Genomic DNA, 19,777 nt, shown 5'->3' with positions numbered 1-19,777 from the left:
CCATGTCAGTGGAAACGCCCCCAGTTGACCTTGACCCCCGCCGCGGGTAGACGGTCGTGGCACAGAAGCGTGGCAAGGGATGCCCAGGGCGTGATGATCGGTCCGGCGTTGACCCCGATGAGCAGGGCCGCCAGTCGAGCAGGGGAGCCCGCGACGGACTCGAGCGCCAGGTACGCCGGGAGATTGTTGATGCCGTGCGCCGCCAGTGCCCCGACCCCCGCCACCTGCCAGAGAGAGACGAGGTCGTCACCCGTGCCCGCCAGCACCGAGGTGACGCGTCCGATCCCCAGCGCCTCCAGCGCCCCCACGGCGAGGAACAGCCCCCCGGCGAAGACCAGCAGCGACCAGGGGACGAGACGGATGCCGAGAGCTCGCGGCGCGCGCCACGCGAACGCCGCCACGAGCACGACGGCGGCCCCGAGGGCCGGCATCCACGGTTCGAGGCCGACGACCAGCAACGGCAGCAAAGCCACGGTGACGACCCCGGACACGCGCAGCAGGACGGGATCGGAGACGGTGGGAGATGCGGCCGCGGGATACGTCTTCGGCAGGCGACGGAGGAACACCGCCGTCAGCACGACGACGGACACGGCGATCGCGATGAACGCCGAGGGTCCCAGCAGCGCCAGGAAGGCGACGGGGTCGTGCCCGCCCCCGAGAGCTTCGGATGCCAACAGGTTGGTCAGATTCGACACGGGCAGCACGAGCGAGGCGGTGTTGGCCAGCACGACGGTGACGAAGGCGAAGGGCAGGGGGTCGAGCTTTCGCGCGACCGCCATCGAGACCACGACCGGCGTCAGCAGCACGGCGGTCGTATCGAGGGAGAGGAACGCCGTCGCCACCGTCGCGAGCGCCACCACGAGCACCCACAACCACACCGTGCGTCCGCGCGCGATACGGGCGAGACGGGCGGCGACGACGTCGAAGAGCCCGGCTTTCGAGGCCAGTTCGGCGACGATCGTGACGGCGACGACGAACAAGAGGATGGGCCAGACGCGATCGGCGACGGCGAGGGCGGCGTCGGCGGGGAACACGCCGGTGAGCAGCGCGACGATCCCGAGGATCCAGAGCACGCCGCCGATGATGGCCAAAGTCACCGCTCCACTATGCGGCACGTCCGGTGCCGTTGAGGTCACGCCCGCCCGGTAGCCTGGAAGCGACCCTTTCAGGAGATGTGCTGTGACTGATTTTCCCGCCGATGGCTTCGCCCTCTTCCCCGACCGTTCGGTTGTCGCCCTGCGCGTCAACGGCGAGCTGAAAGACCTCGCCACCACGGTCACGGCAGACGACGAGGTGGAGCCCGTGACGATCGACAGCGCGGACGGCCTGTCGATCCTGCGGCACTCGACGGCGCACGTGCTCGCCCAGGCGGTCCAGCGTGTCAAGCCCCAGGCGAACCTCGGGATCGGTCCGCCCGTCACCGACGGCTTCTACTACGACTTCCAGGTCGACGAGCCCTTCACCCCCGATGACCTCAAGGTCATCAAGAAGGAGATGGAGCGCATCGTCCGCGAGAACCAGCGGTTCGTGCGTCGTGTCGTCACCGACGATGAGGCTCGCGCCGAGCTCGCCGACGAGCCGTTCAAGCTCGAACTCATCGGGCTCAAGGGCGGCTCAGCCGAGGCCGCGGAGGGCGCGAACGTCGAGGTCGGAGCCGGCGAGCTGACGATCTACGACAACGTCACGCGCGACGGAGAGACCGCGTGGAAAGACCTCTGCCGCGGACCCCACGTGCCCGGCACCCGCCTCATCGGCAACGGCTGGGACCTCACCCGCATCGCCGGCGCCTACTGGCGCGGCAGCGAGAAGAACCCGCAGCTCCAGCGCATCTACGGCACCGCGTGGCCCACCAAAGACGAGCTGCGCGCCTACCAGCACCGCCTCGAAGAGGCCGCGAAGCGCGACCACCGCAAGCTCGGCAAGGAGCTCGACCTGTTCTCGTTCCCCGACGAGATCGGACCCGGTCTCTCGGTGTTCCACCCCAAGGGCGGGATCATCCGCTACGAGATCGAGCGCTACATGCGCGAGCGCCTGCTCGCGAGCGGCTACGAGGTCGTCAACACCCCGCACATCACCAAGGGCGACCTGTTCATGACCAGCGGCCACCTGCAGTGGTACGCCGACGGTATGTATCCCCCGATGGTGCTCGACGAGGTCGTGGATGCCGACGGCCACGTGTCGCGGGAGGGCCAGGAGTATTACCTGAAGCCCATGAACTGCCCGTTCCACAACCTGATCTTCCGCTCCCGCGGCCGCAGCTACCGCGAGCTGCCGCTGCGCCTGAGCGAGTTCGGGTCGGTCTACCGCTATGAGAAGAGCGGGACCCTGTCGGGCCTCACGCGCGTGCGCGGCATGACCCAGGACGACACGCACATCTACGTCACCGCCGATCAGGTCAAGGGCGAGCTGACTCACAGCCTCGACTTCGTGCTGCAGACGCTCCGCGACTACGGCCTCAACGACTTCTACCTCGAGCTGTCGACCAAAGAGGACGGCAATCCGAAGTTCATCGGCGACGACGCCCTCTGGACCGAGGCGACCGAGACGCTGCGCGAGGTCGCCGAGGCATCGGGCCTCGAGCTCGTGCCCGACCCGGGTGGAGCGGCCTTCTACGGTCCGAAGATCTCGGTGCAGGCACGCGACGCGATCGGTCGCACGTGGCAGATGTCGACCATCCAGCTCGACTTCAACCAGCCCGAGCGGTTCGAGCTCGAATACACCGGTCCCGATGGCGAGAAGCACCGTCCGGTCATGATCCACCGTGCGCTCTTCGGCTCGGTCGAGCGCTTCTTCGCGATCCTGCTCGAGCACTACGCCGGCGCGTTCCCGGTGTGGCTCGCCCCCGTCCAGGTCGTGGCGGTGCCGGTGGCCGCCGAGTACGGCGACTACCTGCAGGGCATCGTCGCCGACCTCAAGACGAAGGGCGTGCGCGCCGAGGCCGACCACAGCGACGACCGGATGCAGAAGAAGATCCGCACGCACACCACGCAGAAGGTGCCGCTCATGCTCATCGCCGGCGAGCAGGACCGCTCGAACGGCACGGTGTCGTTCCGCTTCCGCGACGGCACGCAGCTCAACGGCATCCCGGTCGACGAGGCCGTCGCGCGCATCACCGGCGCGATCGCGGCCCGCACGCTCGTGAACACCGCGGAAGACCTCGCGTGACGAGCGACCCGGATGCCACCGCGGCGGGCTCTGCGCCGATCACCGACGCAGAGCTCGCGGACGCGGCGACGCTCCCCGGGGTGCCCGACGAGTTCCAGCGCCTGTGGACGCCGCACCGCATGGCGTACATCTCGGCGGGCCGGGAGCCGATGGAGAAGAACTGCCCGTTCTGCGCCGCGCCGGACAAGTCCGACGAGGATGGGTTGATCGTCGCGCGGGGGAGGACGGCCTACGTGCTGCTCAACCTCTTCCCGTACAACTCCGGCCACCTGCTGGTGTGCCCGTACCGCCACATCGCGACGTACGACCAGGCGACCGACGAAGAGGTGGCCGAGATCGGTGCACTCACGCAGCGCGGCATGCGCGTGCTGCGGTCGGTGTCGCACTGCGACGGTTTCAACCTCGGGATGAACCAGGGCGCGATCGCCGGAGCGGGCGTCGACGCGCACCTGCACCAGCACATCGTTCCGCGGTGGGCCTCGGACGCGAACTTCTTCCCGATCATCGCCAAGACGAAGGCGTTGCCCCAGCTCCTGGGCGACGTCCGGCGCACGGTCGCCGCCGCATGGGACGAGGCCGGGCGGGGCTGACCTCCGCCGGCCTCACGCCGTTCGAGGAGGCGCCGAGGTCGACTCTGGGGGCCGGGGCCGCCACCTCGTCCGCCGCCGCACGGACCGAACGTCGTCGACGCGGCCGGTGGGGCACGTCGACGCAGGCGTGTCGGCCGTCGCCACCGCCGAGCGGAAAGCGCCCTCGCACGGTCGACATCCGTTTCGTGGGCACCGTGCCGATTTGCATCTTGACATCGTCGAACCGGTTGCGGCAAGGTGGCCGATAAGCGAAGTGTTAGCGAGAACATTCACCTTCCACTTCGCGATGACCGCGTCCCCCCGGCGATGTCTTCCACCGATGAGATCGGCGACCCCCGCGTCCCCATGGCGCAGGGTGGGGCGCACGCGCACGCGGAAATCCGCCTCGCCCGGCTGACCCCGTGCGTCGCACACCCTCGGAACACCGGCGTCGGTGATCCGACGAACCGAAAGGCACCCCATGTCACGGACGACGACGTCCCGGACGACGCCCCCCACGAAGAGAGGCGCGAAGGCGAGGGCGCTCGCCGCAGTCTTCGCATCCCTCGTCATCGGCCTCACGACCCTCGCGACGGCCGCACCGGCCACGGCCGCCCCCACGGCGCCGGTCGGCACGGGCACGAATCAGGAGATCCGCAACCAGCAGAACACCCTCTGCCTCGACGATTTCGACTTCAAGACGCAGCCCGGCGCGGAGGTGCGCCAGTGGACCTGCCTCGAGGGCCAGAACCAGCTGTGGGCCATCACCGACCTCGGCAACGGCTACGCCGAGATCAAGAACAAGTACAGCAACCTCTGCCTCGACAACTTCAACTTCGCCACCGCGAGCGGGTCAGAGGTACGGCAGTGGACCTGCAACGGTATCGACGTCCAACAGTGGCAGCTAACGGATGTCGGGGGCGGGTGGACCGAGATCCGCAACAAGTACAACAACCTCTGCCTGCAGAGCGTCGCGTCACCCGTCGACGGCGGCCTGCTCTCGCAGGTGACGTGCAACGGCTCCGGCGTCCAGCGCTGGCGACTCACCGACCCGAACGTGTCGAAGATGACCTACACGCTCTACAAGTCGTCGAACCCCTCGGCCGACGAGCTCGACGCCTACGCGCGCATCACCGACGCGATGGACCGTGCGATCGCGCGATACAACAAGTTCAACAACACGTGGCGCCACCTGAACGTCTCGTACGTGCCCGGAGTGCCCACCGCGGATGCCAACATCAACGGCGACATCCGCTTCGGGTCGAACCGTTCGTACATGGTCGAGGGAACGGCCCTGCACGAGATCGCGCACACGGTCGGCGTGGGAACGGCGTCTCACTTCCAGAGCAAGTGCGACGCACAGGACTGGCCCGCCGCGCTCCCGCTGCTGAAGTCCTGGGACGGCTCGGATGCCCGTATCAACTGCGGAGGCACCCACATGTGGCCGTACGGCCTGAACTACTCGGATGAGTTCAGCGAGACGGCCTTCGACCGCAACGTGCGCCTCGTGCAAGCGATGCACCACGACGGCCTGTGAACCCCTGAGGCACCGATGCCGGCCCGGGCGTGACGACCCGGGCCGGCATCGGTGCGTCGAGCACAAGAACGCTCAGCGCACCTGGCGCACCGAGAACTGCAGGCGCGGGTGGGCGTAGGCCTCCTGCGACTCGATCAGGCGCAGCTCGCGCGAACCCGACTCGTACGTGTTCGTCAGCAGGTCGAAGACACTGGATGCCGTGCGCGCCAGCGCGTCGGCCGCGTCGCCGCCGCTCCGGCGGTAGTGCGCCGTGAACAGAGCCGCCGTGACGTCGCCCGAACCGTTCGCCTTCATGGGGATGAGCGGCGTCTGCACGATCCACGCGCCGTTGTCGTCGACGACCATCATCTCAATCGTGTCGGCCTCGCGATCGGGACGCTCGACGCTCGTGACGAGGATCGTCCGCGGGCCGCGGGCGCGCAGCGCGTCAGCCGATTCGAGGGTCGAGTCGACGCTGCCGGGCTCGGTGCCGGTGAGGAAGCCGAGCTCGAACTGGTTCGGGGTGAGGATGTCGGCGACGGGCACGACGCGCTCGCGCAGCAACTCCGGAATCGCGGGAGCCACGAAGCACCCCGACTTGGCGTTGCCCATGACCGGGTCGCAGGCGTACACGGCATCCGGATTCGCCTTCTTGACCCGCGCGACGGTGTCGATGATGACATCGGCGATACCCTCGCCGCCCTGATACCCCGAGAGCACGACGTCGATCTCGGGGAAGATCCCTCGCTCTTCGATGCCGGTGATCACCGCGGCGACGTCGTCGGGCGAGATGAGCGGTCCACGCCACGCGCCGTAACCCGTGTGATTGGAGAAGTTGACCGTGTACACGGGGAGAACCTCGACGCCGATGCGCTGGAGGGGGAAGACGGCGGCGGAGTTGCCGACATGTCCGTACGCGACGGCCGACTGGATCGAGAGAACCTTCATGCTCCGATCCTTCCACCTCGCGTGGTGGGCCGACGCGTTCCGGCGGCGGTGGCGAGGTCTTCGGCCAGAGCCGTCGCCGATGCCGCATCGAGATCGTGCACCGTCAGGCGCAGGAACGACCCGGTGGCGGGGGAGAGGAAGAACGGGTCACCCTCGCGGACGAGCCAGCCGCGGCGCATGAGATCGTCACGCACGCTCGCCGCGGGCACGGGCAGCGGAACCCACAGGTTGAGGCCGTCGCCGGGAGTGACGGGGAGCCCGCGCTCGGTCAGCGCGCGGGCGAACGCCGCGTTGCGGTCGGCGTAGTGCGTCGCGGCACGCTCGATGTGCGCGCGGACCGCGTCGTCCGTGACGAGCGCGAGCGTCATCCGCTGCAGGATGTGGCTCACCCACGTCGTCCCGGGGGTGAGGCGCACGGCGAGTCCGTCGGCGGTGTCGGGATCGGATGCCGTGACGGCGAGGCACGTGTCGGGTCCGAGGAACTTCGACATCGAGCGGATGCGGGCCCACCGCCGCTGCCCCGACCCGATGACGGAGTGCAGCGGTGCGCGCGAGAGCAGGGAGAAGTGATCGTCCTCGATGACGAGGACGTAGGGGTGTGCCGCCAACAGGTCGCGCAGCGCCGCGGCGCGCTCGGCGCTGAGGCTCGCGCCGGTGGGGTTGTGGGCGCGAGGCGTGACGATCACGGCACGCACGCCCGCCTCGAGCGCGGCGCGGAGCCCGTCGACGGTCATGCCCTCGGCATCCACCGCCACCGGAACGGCACGGTACCCGCCCGTGCGCACCGTGTGCAGGGCCGAGAGGAAGCAGGGGTCCTCGAGAGCCACGGCATCGTCGCGCTGCAGCGCCTGAGCGAGCAGTCGCTCGATCGCGTCGCTCGCGCCGCTCGTCACCGTGATGCGCAGGTCGCCGGGGGCGAGGTGGTCCGCCATCCACTCGCGAGCCCAGGCCTCGAGACCCGGATCGATGACCGGCTCGCCGTAGAGGACCGGCCGGGTGGAGCGGACGAGGGCGGCCGTGGGATCGGGGATGAGCGCCGGGTCGGGGTTGCCGGTGCCCACATCGCGCAGCACGGTGTCGGGGGCGTACCCCTCTTGCGCCACGGTCGTCCGATCGGCCACGCGCGTGCCGCCGCGCCCGCGCGCTTCGACGAGCCCCGCCTGGGCGAGTTGTCGATAGGCGGCGACCACGGTGTTGCGGTTGACGCCGAGGTCGGCGGCGACGGCGCGCACGGAGGGCAGCAACGTGCCCGGCCGGAGCTCGCCGCGTTCGATCCGCTCCCGCAGGTCGGCCGCGATTCCGGATGCCGAACGCCCGGTCATGTCGATGGTCATACGCCCCCCTGGGTCGAGGACCACTCTATGTCCTGAGCCATGCTACGTTTTGGCCTAAGCCAAACAGCGCGCGACCCGACGCGCGGACGATCGCGCGCCGAGCGCGGAACGGAGTGAACATGACCGACACCGGAACCTCGCGCGTCAAGCGCGGTCTCGCCGAGATGCTCAAGGGCGGCGTCATCATGGACGTCGTCACCGCCGAGCAGGCTCGCATCGCCGAGGACGCCGGCGCCGTCGCCGTCATGGCGCTCGAGCGCGTGCCCGCCGACATCCGCGCGCAGGGCGGCGTGGCACGCATGAGCGATCCCGACCTGATCGACGACATCGTGGCATCCGTCTCGATCCCCGTCATGGCCAAGGCGCGCATCGGGCACTTCGTCGAGGCGCAGATCCTGCAGGAGCTCGGCGTCGACTACATCGACGAGTCCGAGGTGCTCTCGCCCGCCGACTACGTGAACCACATCGACAAGTGGAACTTCACCGTGCCGTTCGTGTGCGGTGCGACCAACCTCGGCGAGGCGCTTCGCCGCATCACCGAGGGCGCGGCGATGATCCGCTCCAAGGGCGAGGCCGGCACGGGAGACGTGTCGGAGGCGACCAAGCACATCCGCACCATCCGCGCCGAGATCAACGCGCTCCGCGCGAAGACGAAGGACGAGCTGTACGTCGCCGCCAAGGAGCTGCAGGCCCCCTACGACCTCGTCGCCGAGATCGCCGAGACGGGGAAGCTCCCGGTCGTGCTCTTCACCGCCGGGGGAGTGGCCACCCCGGCCGACGCCGCGATGATGATGCAGCTGGGCGCCGACGGCGTGTTCGTCGGCTCCGGCATCTTCAAGTCCGGCAACCCCGCCGAGCGCGCCGCCGCGATCGTGAAGGCCACCACCTTCCACGACGACCCGAAGATCGTCGCGGAAGCCTCGCGCGGGCTCGGCGAGGCGATGGTCGGCATCAACGTCAGCGACCTCCCCGCCCCGCACCGCCTGGCCGAGCGTGGCTGGTAACAGCCCCCGCGTCGGCGTCCTCGCCCTGCAGGGCGACGTGCGCGAGCACCTCGCCGTGCTGAGCGCTCTCGGCGCCGACGCGCGACCCGTGCGCCGGCCCGAGGAGCTCGCCGCCGTGGAGGGCCTCGTCCTCCCCGGCGGCGAGTCGAGCGTCATCGACAAGCTCGCCCGCGCGTTCGGGATGTTCGACCCGATCCGCGACGCGATCGCCGCGGGGATGCCGATGTACGGCACGTGCGCGGGTCTCATCCTGCTCGCCGACCGCGTCGACGGGGCCATCGCCGGTCAGCGGACGTTCGGCGGCCTGGACGTACGGGTGCAGCGCAACGCCTTCGGTCCCCAGACGCAATCGTTCGAGACCGGCCTCGCGGTCCCCGCCCTGGGCGATGCGCCCGTGCACGCCGTGTTCATCCGGGCGCCCGCGGTCGTGGAGTGGGGAAGGGACGCCGAGCCCCTGGCATCCCTTCCCGATGGGCGGGTCGTCGCGATCGAGCAGGGGGCGCTGCTCGGTACGGCGTTCCACCCCGAATCGACGGGCGAGACGCGCTTCCACGAACGTTTCCTCGCGCACGTCCGCGCGCGACGCGGCGCGGGCGCACCCGCGTTCTAGACTGGAACCTATGTCCGGACACTCCAAATGGGCCACGACCAAGCACAAGAAGGCGGTCGTCGATGCCCGCCGCGCCAAGTCGTGGGCCAAGCTCATCAAGAACATCGAGGTCGCGGCCAAGCTCGGCGGCGCCGACCTGCAGGGCAACCCGACCCTCTTCGACGCCGTCCTGAAGGCCAAGAAGACCTCGGTCCCCAAAGACAACATCGACCGCGCGATCAAGCGCGGCGCGGGCATCGGCGGCGAAGCCGTCGAGTACCTGTCGATCATGTACGAGGGCTACGGCCCCAACGGCGTGGCGTTCCTCATCGAGTGTCTGACCGACAACAAGAACCGCGCGGCGGCCGAGGTGCGCACCGCGCTCAGCCGCAACGGCGGCACACTCGCCGACCCGGGCAGCGTGGCGTACAACTTCAGCCGCAAGGGTGTCATCGTCGTGCCGAGTGAGGGCACGACCGAGGACGACGTCATGCTCGCGACCCTCGAGGCCGGAGCCGAGGAGATCGAGCCGCACGGTGACGGCTTCGGGATCATCACCGAGGCGAGCGACCTCGTCACGGTGCGCTCCGCTCTGCAGGACGCCGGCATCGAGTACGACTCGGCCGACGTCGAGTTCGTCCCCTCGTTGAAGATCGAGGTCGACGCCGACACCGCCCGCAAGGTGTTCCGCCTGATCGATGCGCTCGAAGACAGCGACGACGTCCAGAACGTCTACACGAACTTCGACCTCACCCCCGAGGTGCAGGCCGAGCTCGAGAACGACGAGTAAGGGCGCGCCCTGAGCTCGACCACGGCCCCTGCGCTTAGCGTGGGGGCCGTGTCTCGTTCCCTCCGCGTCCTCGGCATCGACCCCGGCCTGACCCGCTGCGGCATCGGTGTCGTCGACGTGTCCCCCAACCGCACGGCATCTCTCGTGCACGTCGGGGTCGTGAGGTCGTCGACGGGCGATCCGATCGAGAAGCGCCTCGCGGCGATCGCCGCCGGCATCCGTTCGATCCTGCGTGAGCACGATCCCCAGGTCGTCGCCGTGGAGCGCGTCTTCGCGCAGAACAACCGCCACTCGGTGATGGGCACCGCTCAGGCGAGCGGCATCGCGCTGCTCCTGGCGGCCGAGCACGGCATCCCCGCCGCCACCCACACCCCCAGCGAGGTCAAGGCGGCGATCACCGGATACGGATCCGCCGACAAGCTGCAGGTGCAGACGATGGTGGCGCGGGTGTTGCGACTCGATGCACTGCCGCAACCGGCCGACGCCGCGGACGCTCTGGCGATCGCGCTGTGCCACGCGTGGCGAGGGGGAGGGTCCCCGGCTCCCGGCGAGACGACCCTCACCCCCGCTCAGCGCGCCTGGAGGGATGCCGAGAAGAGGCGTTCGCCCTCACCTCGTGTCGCTCGAACACATGTACGAAGCGACGCGTAAGCTGAGCGCATGATCTCTTCGCTCCACGGGACCGCGGCTCATGTCGCCGACGACTCTCTGGTCATCGTCGTGGGCGGCGTCGGCTTCACGGTGGCCGTCACGTCGCAGTTCGCGCGGACCGTGCACATCGGCGATGACGTCCACGTGCACACGAACCTCATCGTGCGCGAGGACGCCCTCTCGCTCTACGGTTTCGAGAGTCGAGAAGAGCTCACCGTCTTCACGCAGCTCATCAGCGTCACGGGCGTCGGCCCGAAGTCGGCGCTGGGTGTGCTGTCGTCCTTGACCGTGCCGCAGATCGCCCAGGCGGTCACCGACGATGACGACGCCCCCTTCCGCCGCGTCTCCGGCATCGGGCCCAAGACCGCGAAGCTCATCGTCGTGCAGTTGGCGGGCAAGCTCGCCGTCGCCCCCACCGCGGCTCCCGCGGCCGTCGCCGCCCACGGACAGGTGCCCCTGCAGGTCACCCAGGCTCTCGTGGGTCTCGGCTGGACCGAGCGCACGGCGGCCGAGGCGGTGGCATCCGTCGCCGAAAGCGCGTCTGAGAGCGACCGCGCCTCGGTCCAAGCCCTGCTGCGCCTCACGCTCGCGCTCCTCGGCCCCGCACGCAAGGAGACCGTGGGTGGCTGACGTCCGCGACGCCGCAACCCCCGACGACGAGACGGAGCTCGCGATCGAGGGGGCGCTCCGCCCCACGTCACTGGCCGAGTTCGTCGGCCAGCAGAAGGTGCGCGGTCAGCTGCAGCTCCTGCTCGACGCGGCCCGCATCCAGCAGCGCTCACCCGACCACATCCTCCTGTCGGGCCCTCCCGGTCTCGGCAAGACGACGCTCGCGATGATCGTCGCCCACGAGAGCGGGCGGCCCCTGCGGCTGTCAAGCGGGCCCGCGATCCAGCACGCCGGCGACCTCGCGGCGCTGCTGTCGTCGCTGACGCCGGGAGAAGTGCTGTTCATCGACGAGATCCATCGCATGGCGCGTTCGGCCGAAGAGATGCTGTATCTCGCCATGGAGGACTTCCGCATCGACATCATGGTCGGCAAGGGCGCCGGGGCCACGAGCATCCCGCTCGACCTGTCGCCGTTCACCCTTGTCGGGGCGACGACCCGCGCCGGGCTCCTCCCCAACCCGTTGCGCGATCGCTTCGGCTTCACCGCGCACCTCGAGTACTACGAACCCGAAGAACTCGAGCGGGTCGTGTCGAGATCGGCATCCATGCTCGACGTGGGCCTGCCGGGAACGGCGCGTTCCGAGATCGCCCGCCGCTCGCGGGGTACGCCCCGCATCGCCAACCGCCTGTTGCGTCGGGTGCGCGACTACCTCGTCGTGCACGGGCCCTCCGACGGCGCCGACGACGGCGACGCCGATGTCCGCACCGTGGGGGCCGCCCTCGATCTCTACGACGTCGACGCCATCGGCCTCGACCGCCTCGACCGTGCGGTGCTCGACGCTCTCGTGCGCCGATTCCGCGGAGGGCCGGTGGGGCTCAGCACACTCGCGGTAGCGGTCGGCGAGGAACCCGAGACCATCGAGTCGGTGGTCGAGCCGTACCTCGTGCGGATCGGCTTCATGGGACGCACACCGAGGGGTCGCGTGGCCACCCCCGAGGCCTACGACCACCTCGGCGCTCCTCACCCGGACGGGCTGCTCCGCTTCAGCCAGGGGTGATGACCTATACTCGGCGAGGGATTCCCCGACCCCCGCTAGGCAGTGCCGCACGGCGCGCCTGACCTGAAAGGTGCACCGCCTCCATGGATTTCGCGAGCTTCTTCGCCAACTACGGCCTCATCATCCTGCTGATCGGCCTCCTGATCTTCATGTTCTGGAGCTCGCGCCGCCGCATGCAGAAGCAGAAGCTCGAGCTGGAGGAGAAGGCGCGTCAGACGGTTCCCGGCGCGGAGGTCCTTCTCCAGGGCGGACTGTACGGCACGATCGTCGAGTACGACGGGGAAGACCTCGACAAGCCCGCGCACGTCGAGATCGCTCCCGGCGTCGTCATCAAGGTCCACAGCCAGGCGGTCCTGCGCATCGTGGACCCGACCTCGGGCACCGTCACCGAGGACGAGTTCATCGAGGCCGAAGAAACCGAGGCCGAGTACGTCGCCGGTGTCGCCGAGGGCGAGATCACCTCGATCAGCGACGACCACCGCACTGCCCGCCAGGCTGCCGAAGCCGACGCCGACCGCACCGACAAGGACCGTCCGCAGGCCTGACGCCTCGACCGTTCGTTCTCTCGTCCCGCCGCATAGAAAGCCGACTCCGTGGCGTCCTCTCCTCCCGTCCGCCATGCCTGGCGTGTTCTGACCGGTCTCCTCGCCATCACGGCGGTGCTGTTCGGTCTGAACGCCCTCGGTGTGTACGCCTTCAAGGCCAGTTCCTGGACCCCTGACCTCGCCCTCGACCTCCAAGGCGGGACGCAGATCATCCTGCAGGCGCAGACCACCGACGGCGCCACGCCCGACTCGGAGCAGCTCCAGCAGGCGGTCTCGATCATCCGCCAGCGCGTCGACGCGTCCGGCGTGGGCGAGACCGACATCGCCACCGAGGGCAGCGACAAGATCGTCGTGCAGATCCCGGGCGAGGCGGACGAGGCCACGCGTCAGCGCATCCAGAGCTCGGCCCAGCTGCAGCTGCGGCCCGTCCTGTTCACCGGGTCGCCCGCGACCACCTTCGTGGGCCAGGACGGCAACACCACTGCGTACCCCACACCCGACGCGAATCTGCCGTCCACGCCCACCGCCTCGCCGACGGACGGCAGCGACCCGGCGTACATCACGCCGGCGCTGCAAGCGCAGTTCCTCGCGTACGACTGCGCGAACCCGCCGAGCAACCCCGCGCAGGCGCCCACGGACCAGCCCATGATCACGTGTGGCCTCCAGGACGGCACGAAGTACATCCTCGGTCCGGTCGAGATCGACGGCGACGACATCGCGGATGCCACGAACGGCCAGGAGCAGAACACCGGCCGCTGGGCCGTGAACCTCGTCTTCAACGACCAGGGCACCGAGAAGTTCGGCAAGATCAGCCAGCGCCTCTACGGCAAGCAGGCTCCGTTCAACCAGTTCGCCTTCGTCCTCGACGGGTCGGTGCTGTCCGCCCCGTCGATGAACGGCATCATCCTCGACGGTCGCCCCAGCATCACGGGCAGCTTCACGCAGGAGTCCTCGAAGGCCCTGGCCGATCAGCTGAAGTACGGTGCCCTGCCGCTGAGCTTCAACGTCGTCAGCTCCGACACCGTCTCCGCGACCCTCGGGTCCCAGCAGCTGCAGGTCGGCTTCATCGCCGGTCTGATCGGTCTGGCGCTCGTCGCCCTCTACTCGCTGATCGTGTACCGCGCCCTGGGCACGGTGATCATCGCCTCCCTCGGGGTGATGGCGGTCCTGACCTACGTGATGCTCTGCATCCTGGCCTGGCGCATGGGCTTCCGCCTGTCGCTCGCCGGCGTCGCGGGCCTCATCATCACGATCGGGTTCACCGCAGACTCGTTCATCGTCTACTTCGAACGCATTCGAGACGAGCTGCGCGACGGCAAGTCGATCACGGCGGCCGTCGAAGACGGCTGGTCGCGCGCCAAGCGGACGATCTACATCTCGAAGTCGATCAACATCCTCGCCGCCGTCGTGCTGTACATCCTGGCGGATGCCACGGTGAAGGGCTTCGCCTTCACCCTCGGGCTCACGACAGCGATCGATATCCTGATCTTCATCCTGTTCACCCACCCGGTGATGCAGTTGCTGGCCCGGACCCGGTTCTTCGGCTCGGGCCACCCCCTGTCCGGTATGGACCCCGAGGCCCTCGGCGCCGTCTATCGCGGTCGCGCGCAATTCCGGGCCCCCATCGCCGACAGCGGCCGGACCAAGCGCTCGCGCGGCGAGGCGCAGCGCCGCCAGACCATCGCGGAACGCAAGCAGGCCGAGCTTGCCGCCACTCGAGGCGATAGCCACTCCACGAAGGAGGGAGACGACTGATGCGCTCCATGACGCAGCTCGGCAACGACCTCTATTCGGGGAAGACCTCCTTCCCGTTCGTCCAGCGCCGGCGGATCTGGTTCCTCATCGCCGCACTCCTCGTGATCGGTGCGGCGCTCGTTCCGCTGGTCCGACCCATCCAGTTCTCGATCGAGTTCACCGGTGGCTCGCAGTTCACGGTCTCGAACCCGGCGACCGTCGACCAGTCGCTCGCGACGCAGGCGGTCTCCTCCGTCGTCCCGGGGGCCTCCACGCGCGTCACCGTGATCAACGACCAGGCCGTCCGCGTGCAGACCGACCAGATGAGCAACGACGAGACGCAGGCCGTCTCCGCCGCGCTCGCCTCGGCGTACGACGTGCCCAGCTCCGAGGTCACCAACTCCTTCATCGGAGCGACGTGGGGCGCCGACGTCACCCGTCAGTCGCTCTGGGGTCTCGCGATCTTCCTGGCTCTGACCTTCCTCATCCTCGCGCTGTACTTCCGCACGTGGAAGATGTCGGTCGCGGCCATCATCGGCCTCGTCGACGTGCTCGTCATCACCATCGGCATCTACGCGCTGTTCGGATTCGAGATCTCTCCCGCGGCGGTGATCGGCTTCCTCACGATCCTCTCGTACGCCCTGTACGACACCACGGTCGTCTTCGACAAGGTGAGGGAGAACACACGCGAAGACGGAGAGATCTCCGGGCGCACCTTCGCCGAGTCGGTCAACCTCGCCGCGAACCAGACCCTCATCCGCTCGATCAACACGACGATCGTCGCGGTGCTGCCGATCGGCGCCATCCTGTTCATCGGTGTGCCGCTCGGTGCACGGACCCTGAGCGACATCTCCCTGTCGATCTTCGTCGGGACCCTGGTGGCCGCGTACTCGACACTGTTCGTCGCCGTGCCGCTGTACGCGCTGCTCCGGGAGCGCGAGCCGGCGATCGCTCAGCGCGACGCACGCGTACGGTCCGCGCGGGAGAAGGCGGGCGTCCCCGCCTGACGGCGGGGGCCCGCTCCGCCGGGCGTAGGATTGACAGACTGACGTCACGACGGGGGAGGGGCAGAGATGACCGAGACCACGGCCTCCGCACCACCGCCGTCTTCCCTTCGTCGGCTCGTTCCGCGCATCTTCTCGCGCGCGGCTCGCCGTGACGACGTCGACAAGCTGCTGCGCACCGTCCGCACCCATCACCCGAAGGGCGACCTCGGGATCATCGAGCGCGCCTACGCGGTGGCCGACAAGGCGCACGACGGACAGAAGCGTCAGAGCGGTGAGCCGTACATCACCCACCCCCTCGCGGTGGCGCAGATCCTCGCCGAGCTCGGCCTGGGCCCGAAGGCGATCGCCGCGGCCCTTCTGCACGACACGGTCGAAGACACCGGTTACCCGCTCGACGAGCTCGCCGCCGACTTCGGCGACGAGGTCGCCATGCTCGTCGACGGCGTCACGAAGCTCGACAAGGTCAAGTACGGCGACAGCGCGCAGGCGGAGACCGTCCGCAAGATGATCGTCGCGATGTCGAAAGACATCCGCGTGCTCCTCATCAAGCTCGCCGACCGCCTGCACAACGCGCGGACGTGGGGGTTCGTTCCCCCGCACAAGGCGGCGAAGAAGGCCACCGAGACCCTCGAGATCTACGCTCCGCTGGCTCACCGGCTCGGCATCCAGGCCATCAAGAGCGAACTCGAGGACCTGTCCTTCGCCGTGATGCATCCCAAGCTCTACGCCGAGATCGAGAGCCTGGTCAAGCAGCGCACGCCGCAACGCGAGCAGTACGTGCAGAACGTCATCGACGCGGTCGACGCCGACCTCCGCGAGCTCCGTGTGCGCGGCCGCGTCATGGGGCGCCCGAAGCAGCTCTACTCCGTCTACCAGAAGATGGTCGTTCGCGGCCGCGAGTTCGACGACATCTACGACCTGATCGGCATCCGGATCCTCGTGGGCACGGTGCGCGACTGCTACGCGGTGCTCGGCGCGATCCACGCGCGCTGGACACCGCTGCCGGGGCGATTCAAGGACTACATCGCGACGCCGAAGTTCAACCTGTACCAATCGCTCCACACGACGGTGATCGGGCCCGGCGGTCGCACGGTCGAGATCCAGATCCGCACGCACGAGATGCACCAGCAAGCCGAGTTCGGCGTCGCGGCCCACTGGAAGTACAAAGAGCGCATGGCCGGCGGCAAGGCGGATGCCAAGGCCGTCGACGCCGACATGGCCTGGATCGCGCACATCTCCGACTGGCAAGCCGAGACCGCCGACCCGGGGGAGTTCCTCGATTCGCTGCGCTTCGAGATCGGTGCGAAAGAGGTCTACGTCTTCACCCCGAAGGGGCGCGTCATCGGTCTGCCCGCGGGCGCCACCCCCGTCGATTTCGCCTACGCCGTGCACACCGAGATCGGCCACCGCACCATGGGGGCGAAGGTCAACGGTCGGCTGGTGCCGCTGGAGACCGCCCTGCAGAGCGGGGACGTCGTCGAGGTGTTCACCTCGAAGAATCCCGATGCCGGGCCCAGCCAGGACTGGCTCGGCTTCGTCAAGAGCACCCGCGCGCGAAACAAGATCCGCGGCTGGTTCACGAAGGAACGCCGCGAAGAGGCGATCGAGCAGGGCAAGGACTCCATCGCGCGCGCGATGCGTCGACAGAACCTGCCCCTGCAGCGCCTCATGAGCCAGGACTCGTTCACCGAGGTCGCACGGCAGTTCCACTACGAAGACGTCTCGGCGCTGTACGCCGCCGTCGGCGAAGGACACGTCTCGACGCAGTCGGTGATCGAGAAGGTCACCGCTCTGGTCAGCGCGGAAGACACCTCGACCGGGCCGATCGACCTGCCGCAGGTCGGGCGCCGGCGCGCTCCGCGCAACAGCGACTCGGGAGTCCTCGTCCGCGGTGCCCCCGACATCCTGGTGAAGCTCGCGAAGTGCTGCACCCCCGTTCCCGGCGACGAGATCGTCGGCTTCGTCACGCGCGGAAGCGGCGTCTCGGTGCACCGCGGCGACTGCACCAATGTGAAGGCGCTCAAGGAAGACCCCGACCGTCTCATCGACGTCGAGTGGGCGCCGACGACCAAGAGCCTGTTCCTCGTGCAGATCCAGGTCGAGGCCCTCGACCGCTCAGGCCTGCTCAGCGACGTCACGCGCGTGCTCAGCGAGCACCACGTCAACATCCTCTCGGCCACCGTGTCGACCTCCAACGATCGCCTCGCGCTGAGCAAGTTCGTCTTCGAGATGGGGGACACCGTGCATCTCGACCGCGTCCTCAACGCCGTGCGTCGCATCGACGCCGTGTACGACGTCTACCGCGTCACCTCGTCGTAGCCGGCTTCTCTTCGCAGCCCTGTCCCATCCGCGCGGGCGTCGCGTCGGAGCGAACCGCCTCTCCGTCTTCCCGCGAGAGCTCACCCCCGTCGAGGACAGCGAGGGCGCGGCGCCCGTAGGGGATGCGGGGACGTTCCCGGATCCACGCCCTCGCCCGTTCCGCCAGATCGGGATCGATCGAGGCCCAGGCGGACGCTGCCCGGGGATCGTCCAGTCGCGCGAGATCCGCCAGAGCGCGCGGGGGCGTTGCCACGGCCACCCCGCCGACCTCGATCGTGTCCGCCGGGTCCAGCCGCACGTCGTGGTAGATGACGCGGGCATCGTGGGTGATACGCACACGACGCGCGGACGCGCGCTGGAGGTGGTGAGGGGACGGCTCGAGGTGCACTCCGCCGTGGACCCATCCCGCGCTCAGGCGGACCAGCGCCAGTCGACTGCCGGTGAGGGGCGCGAGGCTCCGAGCGCGCATCCATCCCGTCTCGGCCGCATCGGCGGGCATATACCCCGCACCGATCCCGACGAGGACGCCATCGAGACACGCAGCCGTGAGCTCGGCGAGCGAGAGACGCTCGCCGGGGAAGTACAGAAAGGGCGACACCATCCCGTCAGTCTGACGCGAGGGTGCCGCCCCGACCCGCCGAGGCGGGAATCTGTGGAGAGACGATCAGCCCCCGAGGGCCCGCAGCCATCCCCGACGCGCTTCGAGCGCCTCGGACGCCTGGGCGGCCGCCCTCTTGTCACCGCGTGCTTCGGCGTCGGCGAGCTCGGACTCGAGCTTCGCGATCGCGTCGGTGATCTGGCGCGTCATGTCGTTCGCCCGCGCCTTCTGCTCAGGGTCGTTGCGCTTCCAGTCGGCGTCTTCCCGCGTGCGAACGCTCTGCTCGATCTTGCGCAGATCGTCATCCAGGCCACGCTCCACGTCGCGCGGGAACACGCGGCCGATCTCGTCCCACTGTCGCTGGATGGCGGTGAGGCGCTGACGGGCCGTGGCGAGGTTCTTCTCGTCGACGATCGGAGCAGCCTGCTCGAGCAGAGCGCGCTTCTGCTCGATCTTCTCGCGCGACGCTTCGATGTCGGCGGCCTCCCGCTCACCGCGGGCGCCGTAGAGGGCATCGCCCGCCGCCTTGAACCGTGCCCACAGCGCGTCGTCGACCTTGCGGCCGGCGCGACCCGAGGACTTCCACTCGTCGAGCAGGTCGCGGTAGGCACCGATGCCGTCTTCGCCGCGCGGGGCGAGGGCTTCGGCGCGCTCCACGAGACGCGTCTTGACGTCGCGGGCCGCCTTGTGGGTCTCGTCCAGGGCGGAGAAGAACTCGCGGCGGTGACGATCGAAGCTCGCGCGGGCATCACGGAAGCGACGCCACAACTGCTGAGCCGTCGACTTGGGCAGACGAGGCCCGTTCTGCTGGTGCGCCTGCCAGCGGTCGAACAGAGCCGACATGTCGGCGGTGCTCTGCTTCCACTGCACGGTCTGCGGGTCGCGGGCAGCGAGAGCCTCAGCCTCTTCGACGATGACGGTGCGCTCGCGCACGGCCTCGGCGACGGCTTCCTTCGCCGCAGCCGCCTCGCTCTCGCTCGCTTCGGCCAGCTCCGCCGTGAGCGCGTCGATGCGGGCGATGAGGGTGGCCAGGTCGCCCACAGCCGCCGCGCCGTCGAGCTTGCCGCGGACGCTCAGAGCAGTGGCGCGGAGGTCCGACGCCGATGCGCCGCCCCGACGGTGGCGGACCTCGAGGAGGGTCACCTCGCTCGCGAGATCGGCGAACTTGCGCTCGAAGTACGCGAGGGCTTCGGCGGGAGTCCCGTCCGGGTATTGACCGACGACCCGCCAGCCGTCGGCTTCGCGCACCGAGACGGTGCCGTCGTCATCGACGCGACCCCAGGGCTCGGTCGGCGCCGCCACGCGCGCACCCGGGCGCGGTCCGGGGCGGGGAGCCGGGGCC

The 19,777-nt window shown here is 69.1% G+C and carries 18 protein-coding genes; 13 read left to right on the top strand and 5 right to left on the bottom strand.

The genetic code is table 11. The features are described 5' to 3' along the window. Positions 1 to 5: 5 nt before the first annotated feature. Positions 6 to 1,097: an SLC13 family permease gene (locus NS220_RS15605; protein WP_058624938.1), complete on the bottom strand. Its 1,092-nt coding sequence runs from the start codon at positions 1,095 to 1,097 to the stop codon at positions 6 to 8. A gap of 82 nt (positions 1,098 to 1,179) precedes the next feature. On the opposite strand from NS220_RS15605, the gene thrS reads away from it, so the two are divergent. The 3 genes from thrS (at position 1,180) to NS220_RS15590 (ending at position 5,271) form a co-directional block, all read left to right on the top strand. Further along, entirely contained in the window at positions 1,180 to 3,165 is a 1,986-nt protein-coding gene (gene thrS / locus NS220_RS15600; protein WP_058624937.1) for a threonine--tRNA ligase, read from the top strand. Continuing rightward, a complete protein-coding gene (locus NS220_RS15595; RefSeq protein ID WP_440589472.1) occupies positions 3,162 to 3,755 on the top strand; it encodes an HIT family protein in 594 nt (197 codons plus the stop codon). The genes thrS and NS220_RS15595 overlap by 4 nt, the downstream gene beginning before the upstream one ends. A 460-nt stretch (positions 3,756 to 4,215) precedes the next feature. Continuing rightward, on the top strand, positions 4,216 to 5,271 hold the full coding sequence (locus NS220_RS15590; protein WP_058624936.1) for an RICIN domain-containing protein: 1,056 nt from the start codon (positions 4,216 to 4,218) through the stop codon (positions 5,269 to 5,271). A gap of 72 nt (positions 5,272 to 5,343) precedes the next feature. Here NS220_RS15590 and pdxY read toward each other — a convergent pair whose 3' ends face one another. Together pdxY and NS220_RS15580 are read right to left on the bottom strand one after the other, a co-directional pair. Next, the gene (pdxY, locus tag NS220_RS15585) at positions 5,344 to 6,198 is read right to left on the bottom strand and encodes a pyridoxal kinase PdxY (protein WP_058624935.1); all 855 of its coding nucleotides are present in this window, start codon (positions 6,196 to 6,198) and stop codon (positions 5,344 to 5,346) included. Further along, positions 6,195 to 7,532 carry an aminotransferase class I/II-fold pyridoxal phosphate-dependent enzyme gene (locus NS220_RS15580; protein ID WP_058624934.1) on the bottom strand — a complete coding sequence of 446 codons (1,338 nt, stop codon included), beginning with the start codon at positions 7,530 to 7,532 and terminating at the stop codon, positions 6,195 to 6,197. The genes pdxY and NS220_RS15580 overlap by 4 nt, the downstream gene beginning before the upstream one ends. A gap of 119 nt (positions 7,533 to 7,651) precedes the next feature. Here NS220_RS15580 and pdxS point away from each other — a divergent pair, with 119 nt between their 5' ends. The 10 genes from pdxS (at position 7,652) to NS220_RS15530 (ending at position 17,837) form a co-directional block, all read left to right on the top strand. Next, positions 7,652 to 8,536 (top strand): pyridoxal 5'-phosphate synthase lyase subunit PdxS, encoded by an 885-nt coding sequence (pdxS, locus tag NS220_RS15575; RefSeq protein ID WP_058624933.1) that lies wholly within the window; start codon positions 7,652 to 7,654, stop codon positions 8,534 to 8,536. Next, complete coding sequence (gene pdxT / locus NS220_RS15570; RefSeq protein ID WP_058624932.1) at positions 8,526 to 9,146, top strand: pyridoxal 5'-phosphate synthase glutaminase subunit PdxT; 621 nt, start codon at positions 8,526 to 8,528, stop codon at positions 9,144 to 9,146. Before pdxS ends, pdxT begins: the two co-directional genes overlap by 11 nt. 10 nt (positions 9,147 to 9,156) lie before the next feature. Then, the gene (locus NS220_RS15565) at positions 9,157 to 9,915 is read left to right on the top strand and encodes a YebC/PmpR family DNA-binding transcriptional regulator (protein ID WP_058624931.1); all 759 of its coding nucleotides are present in this window, start codon (positions 9,157 to 9,159) and stop codon (positions 9,913 to 9,915) included. Between the two features lie 48 nt (positions 9,916 to 9,963). Next, positions 9,964 to 10,566: a crossover junction endodeoxyribonuclease RuvC gene (ruvC, locus tag NS220_RS15560; RefSeq protein ID WP_058624940.1), complete on the top strand. Its 603-nt coding sequence runs from the start codon at positions 9,964 to 9,966 to the stop codon at positions 10,564 to 10,566. Positions 10,567 to 10,575: 9 nt separating this feature from the next. Next, positions 10,576 to 11,196: a Holliday junction branch migration protein RuvA gene (gene ruvA, locus NS220_RS15555; protein ID WP_058624930.1), complete on the top strand. Its 621-nt coding sequence runs from the start codon at positions 10,576 to 10,578 to the stop codon at positions 11,194 to 11,196. Further along, positions 11,189 to 12,232: a Holliday junction branch migration DNA helicase RuvB gene (ruvB, locus tag NS220_RS15550; protein WP_058624929.1), complete on the top strand. Its 1,044-nt coding sequence runs from the start codon at positions 11,189 to 11,191 to the stop codon at positions 12,230 to 12,232. The genes ruvA and ruvB overlap by 8 nt, the downstream gene beginning before the upstream one ends. Positions 12,233 to 12,315: 83 nt before the next feature. Next, positions 12,316 to 12,777, top strand: a complete 462-nt coding sequence (locus NS220_RS15545) for a preprotein translocase subunit YajC (protein ID WP_058624928.1) — start codon at positions 12,316 to 12,318, stop codon at positions 12,775 to 12,777. Between the two features lie 48 nt (positions 12,778 to 12,825). Then, the gene (gene secD / locus NS220_RS15540; RefSeq protein ID WP_058624927.1) at positions 12,826 to 14,532 is read left to right on the top strand and encodes a protein translocase subunit SecD; all 1,707 of its coding nucleotides are present in this window, start codon (positions 12,826 to 12,828) and stop codon (positions 14,530 to 14,532) included. Beyond that, positions 14,532 to 15,518 (top strand): protein translocase subunit SecF, encoded by a 987-nt coding sequence (secF, locus tag NS220_RS15535; RefSeq protein WP_058624926.1) that lies wholly within the window; start codon positions 14,532 to 14,534, stop codon positions 15,516 to 15,518. The genes secD and secF overlap by 1 nt, the downstream gene beginning before the upstream one ends. A 66-nt stretch (positions 15,519 to 15,584) precedes the next feature. Next, positions 15,585 to 17,837, top strand: a complete 2,253-nt coding sequence (locus NS220_RS15530; RefSeq protein ID WP_058624925.1) for a RelA/SpoT family protein — start codon at positions 15,585 to 15,587, stop codon at positions 17,835 to 17,837. Here the strand turns inward: NS220_RS15530 and NS220_RS15525 are convergent. Further along, positions 17,824 to 18,438 (bottom strand): hypothetical protein, encoded by a 615-nt coding sequence (locus tag NS220_RS15525; RefSeq protein WP_058624924.1) that lies wholly within the window; start codon positions 18,436 to 18,438, stop codon positions 17,824 to 17,826. The genes NS220_RS15530 and NS220_RS15525 overlap by 14 nt on opposite strands. 63 nt (positions 18,439 to 18,501) lie before the next feature. Then, the gene (locus tag NS220_RS15520) at positions 18,502 to 19,737 is read right to left on the bottom strand and encodes a DUF349 domain-containing protein (protein WP_081323220.1); all 1,236 of its coding nucleotides are present in this window, start codon (positions 19,735 to 19,737) and stop codon (positions 18,502 to 18,504) included. Between the last annotated feature and the right edge of the window lie 40 nt (positions 19,738 to 19,777).

The organism is Microbacterium testaceum, from assembly GCF_001476655.1.
GTDB classification, from domain to species: domain Bacteria; phylum Actinomycetota; class Actinomycetes; order Actinomycetales; family Microbacteriaceae; genus Microbacterium; species Microbacterium testaceum_C.
Note: the sequence above shows the minus strand (reverse complement) of the source record. Positions and strands in the feature narration are given on the sequence as shown.

Coding starts and splice junctions, on each gene's coding strand:
- NS220_RS15525 (WP_058624924.1), bottom strand. CDS start 18,438: ATGGTGTCGCCCTTTCTGTACTTCCCCGGCGAGCGTCTCTCGCTCGCC.
- ruvA (WP_058624930.1), top strand. CDS start 10,576: ATGATCTCTTCGCTCCACGGGACCGCGGCTCATGTCGCCGACGACTCT.
- NS220_RS15530 (WP_058624925.1), top strand. CDS start 15,585: ATGACCGAGACCACGGCCTCCGCACCACCGCCGTCTTCCCTTCGTCGG.
- pdxS (WP_058624933.1), top strand. CDS start 7,652: ATGACCGACACCGGAACCTCGCGCGTCAAGCGCGGTCTCGCCGAGATG.
- NS220_RS15590 (WP_058624936.1), top strand. CDS start 4,216: ATGTCACGGACGACGACGTCCCGGACGACGCCCCCCACGAAGAGAGGC.
- NS220_RS15545 (WP_058624928.1), top strand. CDS start 12,316: ATGGATTTCGCGAGCTTCTTCGCCAACTACGGCCTCATCATCCTGCTG.
- secF (WP_058624926.1), top strand. CDS start 14,532: ATGCGCTCCATGACGCAGCTCGGCAACGACCTCTATTCGGGGAAGACC.
- NS220_RS15565 (WP_058624931.1), top strand. CDS start 9,157: ATGTCCGGACACTCCAAATGGGCCACGACCAAGCACAAGAAGGCGGTC.
- pdxY (WP_058624935.1), bottom strand. CDS start 6,198: ATGAAGGTTCTCTCGATCCAGTCGGCCGTCGCGTACGGACATGTCGGC.
- NS220_RS15580 (WP_058624934.1), bottom strand. CDS start 7,532: ATGACCATCGACATGACCGGGCGTTCGGCATCCGGAATCGCGGCCGAC.